Raw genomic sequence first — 8,503 nt, 5'->3', positions numbered from 1 at the left:
TCATCGATGGGGGGTGGCACTCAACGGATGCCCCGCCGATCCCGGCTGGACCATCGACGGGGGTGGCACTCAACGGATGACCCGCTCGATCGTCGGCCGCGTGAGCTCGCGCACGTCCCGGAACAACCGGCGCGCGCCACGTCGTTGGCCCTGCGGACCCCGACCCCGAGCGCCCCACCGCGCCGCCTGTTCATGCACAGTGTGTTGGAGCCCCCTGTCGGGATTGAACCGACGACCGCTCGCTTACAAGGCGAGTGCTCTACCACTGAGCTAAGGAGGCATTGCTTGCGCGAGTATATCCGCACGGCCGTGCGGCGCCTCACCGGCACCAGCACGGCGACGATCGACACGATCGAACCCGGCACCATCCGGATCGCGCCGCGCCGCCCCATCGACCGCTTCGACGTCGCGTCGATCACCGAGGTCCTCGACCTCGCCACCAAGATCGGTGCGGTCCTCCTCGATTCGGGAACCGGTGCGATCGACACCGCCGACCAGATCCGGTTCGTGGCGCGCGTCTACGGGCTCTCCGACCTCGACGTCGACGTCACCTACAACACGATCGTGGTGAGTGCCCGCCGCGGGCCGACGCTGCCGCCGATCACCGCGATGCAGACGGTGCGTTACCGGTCCCTCGACTTCACCAGGCTCGCCCAGGTGGACCGGCTCATCCGCAACATCCGCGACGTCGCGATCGCCCCGTCCACCGCGCACCGCATGATCGACAAGATCGTCGACGCCCCACACCCCTACCGCTATGTGGTGGCGACCGCGGCGTGGGGACTGATGGCGGCCGCGGTCTCGGTCCTGCTCGGCGGCGGTCCGCTGGTGGCATTGCTGGCGTTCGTCACCACCGGCGCCACCGTCACCCTCAACCGCTGGCTCAACCGGTTGGGGACACCACTGTTCTTCCAGCAGGTCGCCGGCGGTTTCATCGCCGTGGTCCCGGCCGCCCTGGTCTTCCAGATCGGTGGCGACCTCGGGGTGACCATCGCCCCCTCGCAGGTCATCGCCGCCGGGATCGTGGTGTTGCTGTCGGGGTTGTCGCTGGTCGGCTCGGTGCAGGATGCCATCACGGGCGCCCCGATCACCGGTGTGGCCAGGTTCTTCGAACTGTTGCTGATGACCGGCGGCATCATCGCCGGCGTCGGTATGGCCTTGCGGATGCTGGAGGCCTTCGGCATCTACCTGCCCACCATCACCACCTCCACCCAGTTCGCCGCGGTCGACGTCCCGATCCGGGTGGCCGCCGGCGCGGTCGCGGCGATGGCATTCGCGCTGGCCAGCTATGCCGAGCGTCGAGCACTGCCGGTGGCATTCCTGGCCGGGGCGATCGGTGTGGGCGTGGCCGCCGGGGCGACGTTCATCCCGGTCGGCGACGTGATCTCCGCCGGTGTGGCCGCGGTGTGTGTCGGCCTGCTCGGTGGCCTGCTGGCCCGCCGTGCGCTGACCCCACCGCTGGTCGTCGCGGTGGCCGGCATCACCCCGCTGCTCCCCGGTCTCGCGGCCTACCGCGGGCTCTACGGAATCCTCAACGAACAGACCCTCGAGGGCTTCACCTGGATGGCCAGCGCCCTCGCCATCGGATGCGCCCTCGCCGCCGGCGTCACCCTCGGCGAGTTCGTCGCCCGCAGCCTGCGTACACCCAAGCTGGTGCCGCCGAACTGGGGCCGATGGCGTCGCCGGTGAACGCATCGTCGGCGAACAGGTAGAATGGGATGTCGCGCGACCCGCATCCCGGGTCGCCGCGCCTCACCGGCGGCCCCGTCCGCCGTGAGCGCGTAACGACATCCGACCGACAGCGTCCGCCCCGCACCCGGGGCACCGACCGAGGGGACATGATGGCAGCCAAGACCACCGACATCGCCGATGAAGAGCTGAAGCCGGTAGCCGACGAGACCGCCAACTCGGCACGCCGCGTCGTCGCCGCCTACGCCACCGACGCCGAGGAATGCCGGATGCTGCTGGCCATGCTGGGGATCGCACCGGGCGAGAACGCCTGAGTCGTGACCTCGGACAGCCGAGCGGTTCCCGAGTCCACCGTCCCCGACGCCCCCGACACGGGCACCCCCACCGAGGACACCGTCGCACCCGTTCCGGGTAGCGGCATCCCCGAGGGCGGTGCCGAGTTCGTCGTCGTCGCCAATCGGCTGCCGGTCGACAAGGAGGTGGGCCCCGACGGCGAAGTCCACTGGCGTCGCAGTCCGGGCGGGCTGGTCACCGCCCTCGAGCCGATCCTCCGGTCGCACACCGGTGCCTGGGTCGGCTGGTCGGGCATCGCCGACTCCGACGACAACCCCGAGGTCGAGGGCATCGGTATCCAGGCGGTACCGCTCTCGTCGCAGGAGATCGCCGAGTACTACGAGGGCTTCTCCAATGCGACGCTGTGGCCGCTGTACCACGACGTCATCGTCAAACCCGAGTACCACCGCGAATGGTGGAACACCTACGTCGAGGTGAACCGCCGCTTCGCCGACGCCGCGTCCAAGGCCGCCGCCGAGGGTGCGATCGTGTGGGTGCAGGACTACCAGCTGCAGCTGGTGCCGAAGATGCTGCGGATGCTGCGCCCCGACCTGAAGATCGGGTTCTTCCTGCACATCCCGTTCCCGCCGGTCGAGCTGTTCATGCAGAACCCGTGGCGCACCGAGATCGTCGAAGGCCTGCTCGGCGCCGACCTGATCGGCTTCCACCTGCCCGGTGGCGCCCAGAACTTCCTCTACCTGGCACGTCGACTGGCCGGTCAAGCCACCAGCAAGGGCACCGTCGGCGTGCGTTCGCGCTTCGGCGTCGTGCAGGTGGGCTTCCGCACCGTGCGCGTGGGCGCATTCCCCATCTCGATCGACTCCGGTGAGCTCGACACCAAGGCCCGCTCCCGGGAGATCCGCAAGCGGGCCGCCGAGATCCGCCGTGAACTCGGCAACCCCAAGACCGTCATGCTCGGCGTCGACCGGCTCGACTACACCAAGGGTATCGACGTCCGGCTGCGTGCGCTGTCGGAGTTGCTGGCGGAGAAGCGGATCGACGCCGACGACACCGTCATGGTGCAGTTGGCCACCCCGAGCCGCGAACGGGTGGAGAGCTATATCCAGATGCGGGCCGGCATCGAGCAACTGGTCGGCAACATCAACGGCACCTATTCGCGGGTCGGCCAGCCGGTGGTGCAGTACCTGCACCGCCCGGTCCCCCGTGACGAGCTGATCGCGTTCTTCGTCGCCGCCGACGTCATGCTGGTGACCCCGCTGCGCGACGGCATGAACCTGGTGGCCAAGGAGTACGTGGCCTGCCGCAGTGATCTCGGCGGAGCCCTGGTGCTGAGTGAGTTCACCGGTGCCGCAGCCGAATTGCGGTCGGCGTACCAGGCCAACCCGTACGACCTCGACGGCGTGAAGGATGCCATCGAGGCGGCGGTCACCCAGACACCGCAGGAGGGCCGCCGCCGGATGCGGGCCCTGCGCCGGCAGGTGCTGACCCACGACGTCGCGAAATGGGCGGCGAGCTTCCTCGACACCCTCACCGAGACGGCATCCACCGAGTCGGAGGCCGATCGCGGTCTGCACCTGATGAACCCGCCGGTCGTCGACGAGCCCGGGACACCGCAGGAATGAGCCCGGACCGGTTCCCGGCGGATCGGCTCCCGGCCGATCTCGTTGCCGCCCTGGACCATGCGGCCATGGTCCCGGTGCTGCTGGTGGCATCGGACTTCGACGGCTGCCTGGCGCCCATCGTGTCCCGTCCCGAGGATGCCCGTCCGCTGCCCGAGTCGCGGGCCGCGCTGCTCGACGCCGCCGCCCTCGAGCGCACGCCGGTCGCGGTGATCTCCGGCCGGGCGCTGACCGACCTGGCCCGGCTGTCCGGGCTGGGCGACTCGGCGATCACCCTGATCGGTAGCCACGGCAGCGAGTTCGACACCGGTTTCCCTCAGGAGATCACCGCCGGCCACCGTGATCTGCTGGCCCGTATCGTCGGCGAATTCCGTTCCATCGCAGCCGATCACCCGGGCGTGACGGTGGAGACCAAACCCGTCAGCACCGCACTGCACGTCCGCAATGCCACCGCCGGCGACGCCGAGAGCGCGCTCACCCGCGCGCGGCGGGGTCCGGCGTCCTGGGACGGTGTGGAGGCCACCGAGGGCAAGGCGGTGATCGAACTCGCGGTGATCGAGACCAGCAAGGGCATCGCCCTCGACGTCCTGCGTGAGCGCTCCGGCGCCGACGTCGTGATCTATCTCGGTGACGACGTCACCGACGAGAAGGCCTTCGCGCATCTGCGCACCGGCACCGACCTCAGCATCAAGGTCGGCACCGGAAACACGCTGGCGCAGTATCGGATCGACGATCCGTATGCCGTCGCCGCGGTACTCGCCCACGTCGCGGCCCGCCGGGCCGAGGCCCTCGGCACTCGCTCCGTCTGACCCGACGCCCCGCCCGCTCCGCCTGACCCGACGCCCCGCCCGGGACGTCGGGCGGCGCCTCACACCACCAGCGGATCGGTGACCGGTACGCGCGCGGCGCTCTCGCGGATCACCCGGTGCACGAACCCGAGTTTGCGCACCACCGGACGCGGGATCTCGAACGGGTAGAGGGGCCGGCGGCCCATCGCCTGGTTGACGCGGTTGAACATGGTGGACAACCACTTCCAGTCGTACAGGAGACGTTCGACGGGCTGGTCGGCATAGGACTGCAACGGGACGATGTCGCGGTCCATCGCGAACCGCACCTGATCCTTCTCCAGCATCAGGCCGGATTCGCGTGCGGTGTCGATGGTTCCGGTGATGTGCAGATAGTGGGCGAAGCACTCGGCGAAGTCCTCCCACGGATGCATCGTCGCGTACTCGGAGATGAACGAGTCGTGCCAGTCCGCCGGTGGCCCCTGCCGGTAGTGCCGGTCGAGGGCGTCGGCATAGCTCGCCCGCTCGTCACCGAAGATCTGCCGGCACTTCTGCAGATAGATGTCGGCACCGTCGCCGGTCTCGACCAGCACGCGCTCGTAGTAGTGCCCCACCTCGTGCCGGAAATGGCCGAGCATGGTGCGGTACGGCTCACCGAGCTGCACCCGCAGACGTTCACGGTAGGCGTCGAGCGTCTCGGCGAGGTCCAGGGTGATCACGCCGTTTGCGTGGCCGATGATCACGCGGTCACTCGAGGAGAGACTCGACAGCAGATCGAAGGCCAACCCGCCCTTGGTGCGCCAGTGCGGCTCCACCGGCAGCCCGAGGTCGACGAGCTGATAGACCAGCAGCCGCAGATCCGACAGCGTCGGCGGGACCTTCTCCATCGCGATGGTGTCGGACCGGTCGGGCAGCCGCCGCACCAGGGCATCGGCGAAGCACAGCCCGCGCATCCCGGCGTCGGCGTCGGTGTACTCCGACGGCGTCATCCAGTTGCAGCCGAATCGTTCCCAGTTGGAGCAGCGTTCCCACCGCCTGCCGTCGATCTCGACGCCCTCCTCGGAGGCGACGACGAGCGAACGGCTCGGGAGGTGGACGCCCACGGTGGTCTCACAGTTGGGGCAGCTCTGGTTGGTGAAGCCCGACAGGGCATTGCAGATGGGACACGTCAGTGCGCGCACCCACTCAGCCTAGGTGAGCCCACCGGTGATGGTCGTCGGTGGGCAGGATTCCGTGCACCGACGCGTCCACCCGGTAGGAGTCCAGGGAGATCGCACCGCCGTGGTTGTCGAGGAAGGCGGTGTCGGCGGCGTCGCGTCCGGTGGCGATCCGCACCATCGTCTGCCGCGGTGCGAGCCGGGTGGCGTCGACCACCACCCATTCGTCGTCGACGAGCGCCTCGGCGACGGCGTGGAAGTCCATCGGGGAACATCCCGGCGCGTACACCGCCACCAGCCGGGCGGGGATGGTGAGCGCACGCAGCAGGGCGATCACCAGATGCGCATAGTCCCGGCACACCCCGGCGCCGGCGAGCAGGGTGTCGGCGGCGCCGTCGATGGGGTCGCTGGCACCGGGCACATAGCGCAGCCGCCGGGTGACGAAATCGGTGACCTGGGTGAGGAGTTCACGGGGCGGCAGACTCGCGTCGAACTGGCCGGCGGCGAAGCCGAAGAAGGTGTCCGATTCGGCATAACGGCTGGGCCGCAGGTAGATCGACCGGTCGGTGGCCCGCACCGCGACCGGCTCGGCCGGGGTGGTCACCGAGGCACGGTAGCCGATGACGAGCCGCCCCGCCTCCAGCATCACCCGGTGGATGCGGCCACCGTGGTCGTCGACGATCTCGGTCGGTGTGATCGGTGTGCCGTCGACGGAGATCTCGAGGGTCTCGGTCATGGTCAGACCGGGCAGATGTGCGACGGCGATCTGCATCTCGAGTTCGGTGGGTGCGTGCACGGTGATGTCGAGGTGCGCGCTCACCTCACGTGTGGGGGTCGACATGGCGTTCACCGTAGGCGTCGGGGGCGTGACCGGTGAACGCGGGGCGAACGTCCGGGCCGCCGGGGGCTGGCGGTCAGGCCATCGCCCCGATCGGGTCGGCGTAGATCACGCTGAGCGCCACCACGATTGCCGCGCTCTCCTGCACCCCGTGCCCGAATCGGGACGGGGTCAGCTCCAGCGGCCAGCCCGCGCACGACGCGGCGTCGAAGGCGGCCTGTACCGGCGCGAGCCCCTGCGGGTGGGCGGCGAAGGCATCCCCGGCCACGATCACCGTGTCGGGATTGAAGGCGTCCCGGAACCCGGCGACCACCTCACCCAGGATTGCGGCCCGCTCGTCGGCGATACACGACGCATCCGGCGACACCCCGAGCCGCTCGGCGGCCCGGGTCGCGGCGGCGACGCCGATCACCCCCTGCAGTGTCTCCGGGCCCGGACCGAGCACCGGGGCGTCGACCCGCACATGCGCGATGGTGCCCGCGCCGCGGGCCGGGACCACCACCCGACCGTTGACCGTGACGGCCATGCCGGTGGTTTCGCGCGCATAGAAGAAAAGTCCGGACTCGTCGGTACTGCGGGGCGAACCGAGCAGCAACTCGGCCGCCGCCATCGCCTGCACGTGCTCGCACACCGACACCGGGACACCGAGCGTCTGCGCCAGCCGCTCACCCAACCCCACCTTGCGCCAGCCGAGGACCGGATGGTCGACGACGCCGGTCGCGGTGTCGACCCGTCCACCGATCGCCACCCCGCCCCACAGCAGCCGGCGCCCGGAGAACCGGTCGGCCAGCGTGCGCAGCTGGGCGCACAGTTCGTCCACGGCGGCATCCGGCGGGCCGTCGGGGGTGCGGACGGCATGGCTGTACAGGGTGCGTCCACCCAGGTCGGCCAGGGCGAGCAGGGTGCGGCGGGCACCGATGTGCATCCCGGCCACGCACAGACCGTCACGGTCGAGGGTGAGTGGGTTCTTGGGCCGGCCGATGCCGCCGTGATGCACCAGGTCGCGACGCTCGGTGACGAAACCGAGGTCGGCGAGGGCGACGATCTGACGATTGATGGTCGCCGGGGAGAGCCCCGTGTCCGCGGCGATCGTGTCGCGGGTGATGGGTGCACCGACCCGAATCGCCTGCAGCACCAACGCCGCCGGGGTCGAGGTGACCTGAAGCGTCGCCGGGACCACTGCCTGCATGCGACGAATGTATCAGCGAATCCGGGCATCCCGTCCCGTCCGAGGTCCGGGCGGGCGGCGCCGCTGGCCACGAGCCGTAAACTCTGAGACCATGACAGACTCCCCCGCTGCCCCGTCCGCACCGTCCTCCTCCGACTCCCGTCCGGTCGCCGTGGTGACCGGGGCCAGTTCCGGGATCGGCGCGGCCACCGCCCGTACCCTCGCCGCACAGGGCTACCACGTGGTCCTCGGTGCCCGCCGGGTCGATCGCGTTGCGGCCCTCGCCGCCGAGATCGGCGGCACCGGAAGGCAACTCGACGTCACCGACGAGGATTCGGTGACCGCCTTCGTCGACGGCCTGGACACGGTGTCGGTGCTGGTCAACAATGCCGGCGGCGCCAAGGGTCTCGATCCGGTGGCCACCGCCGATCTCGACGACTGGCGCTGGATGTGGGAGACCAACGTGATCGGCACCCTGCGGGTGACCAAGGCCCTGCTGCCCGCACTGGAGGCGTCCGGAGACGGCCTGATCGTCACCATCACCTCGATCGCCGCCCTCGAGGCCTACGACAACGGCGCCGGCTACACCTCGGCCAAGCATGCGCAGGGGGTGCTGCACCGGACGCTGCGATTCGAGTTGCTGGGCAAGCCGATCCGGCTCACCGAGATCGCCCCGGGCATGGTCGAGACCGATTTCTCGCTGGTGCGTTTCGACGGCGACCAGGAACGTGCCGACGCGGTCTACCAGGGCCTGACGCCGATGGTCGCCGACGATGTGGCCGAGGTGATCGGCTTCGTCGCATCCCGGCCGCCGCATGTGAACCTGGACCTGATCGTGCTCAAGCCGCGTGATCAGGCCAGCGCGCGCCGCAACGTCAAGACCGGATAGCCGTCACCGTCCGCACCCCGTCGAGGACGAGATACCTTGCGGGGTGCGGCGATCGGCCGGTTCC

Annotated in this window: 8 protein-coding genes and 1 tRNA gene; 5 read left to right on the top strand and 4 right to left on the bottom strand. The window is 69.8% G+C overall.

Features of this window, described 5'->3' with window-relative positions:
- Nucleotides 1-205: 205 nt before the first annotated feature.
- A tRNA-Thr gene (locus GD1_RS09405) sits at nucleotides 206-280 on the bottom strand.
- Nucleotides 281-285: 5 nt separating this feature from the next.
- On the opposite strand from GD1_RS09405, the gene GD1_RS09400 reads away from it, so the two are divergent.
- From GD1_RS09400 to otsB, 4 genes are all read left to right on the top strand, one after another.
- Complete coding sequence (locus GD1_RS09400) at nucleotides 286-1,689, top strand: threonine/serine exporter family protein (protein ID WP_059036812.1); 1,404 nt, start codon at nucleotides 286-288, stop codon at nucleotides 1,687-1,689.
- 152 nt (nucleotides 1,690-1,841) lie between these two features.
- Nucleotides 1,842-2,003 (top strand): hypothetical protein, encoded by a 162-nt coding sequence (locus tag GD1_RS25005; protein ID WP_169798187.1) that lies wholly within the window; start codon nucleotides 1,842-1,844, stop codon nucleotides 2,001-2,003.
- Nucleotides 2,004-2,108: 105 nt separating this feature from the next.
- Nucleotides 2,109-3,605, top strand: a complete 1,497-nt coding sequence (locus tag GD1_RS09395; protein ID WP_059036823.1) for an alpha,alpha-trehalose-phosphate synthase (UDP-forming) — start codon at nucleotides 2,109-2,111, stop codon at nucleotides 3,603-3,605.
- A complete protein-coding gene (gene otsB / locus GD1_RS09390; RefSeq protein WP_059036811.1) occupies nucleotides 3,602-4,411 on the top strand; it encodes a trehalose-phosphatase in 810 nt (269 codons plus the stop codon). The genes GD1_RS09395 and otsB overlap by 4 nt, the downstream gene beginning before the upstream one ends.
- Before the next feature lie 59 nt (nucleotides 4,412-4,470).
- Here the strand turns inward: otsB and GD1_RS09385 are convergent, their stop codons facing one another.
- The 3 genes from GD1_RS09385 to GD1_RS09375 form a co-directional block, all read right to left on the bottom strand.
- Nucleotides 4,471-5,568 carry a zinc-binding metallopeptidase family protein gene (locus tag GD1_RS09385; RefSeq protein ID WP_059036810.1) on the bottom strand — a complete coding sequence of 366 codons (1,098 nt, stop codon included), beginning with the start codon at nucleotides 5,566-5,568 and terminating at the stop codon, nucleotides 4,471-4,473.
- 4 nt (nucleotides 5,569-5,572) lie between these two features.
- On the bottom strand, nucleotides 5,573-6,385 hold the full coding sequence (locus tag GD1_RS09380; protein WP_059036809.1) for a transglutaminase-like domain-containing protein: 813 nt from the start codon (nucleotides 6,383-6,385) through the stop codon (nucleotides 5,573-5,575).
- 73 nt (nucleotides 6,386-6,458) lie between these two features.
- The gene (locus GD1_RS09375) at nucleotides 6,459-7,571 is read right to left on the bottom strand and encodes an ROK family transcriptional regulator (RefSeq protein ID WP_053778285.1); all 1,113 of its coding nucleotides are present in this window, start codon (nucleotides 7,569-7,571) and stop codon (nucleotides 6,459-6,461) included.
- 91 nt (nucleotides 7,572-7,662) lie between these two features.
- Here GD1_RS09375 and GD1_RS09370 point away from each other — a divergent pair, with 91 nt between their 5' ends.
- The gene (locus GD1_RS09370) at nucleotides 7,663-8,439 is read left to right on the top strand and encodes an SDR family NAD(P)-dependent oxidoreductase (protein WP_059036808.1); all 777 of its coding nucleotides are present in this window, start codon (nucleotides 7,663-7,665) and stop codon (nucleotides 8,437-8,439) included.
- Nucleotides 8,440-8,503 lie beyond the last annotated feature (64 nt).

It is taken from the genome of Gordonia desulfuricans NBRC 100010 (genome assembly GCF_001485495.1).
In the GTDB taxonomy this organism is placed as follows: Bacteria; Actinomycetota; Actinomycetes; order Mycobacteriales; family Mycobacteriaceae; genus Gordonia; species Gordonia desulfuricans.
Note: the sequence above shows the minus strand (reverse complement) of the source record. Positions and strands in the feature narration are given on the sequence as shown.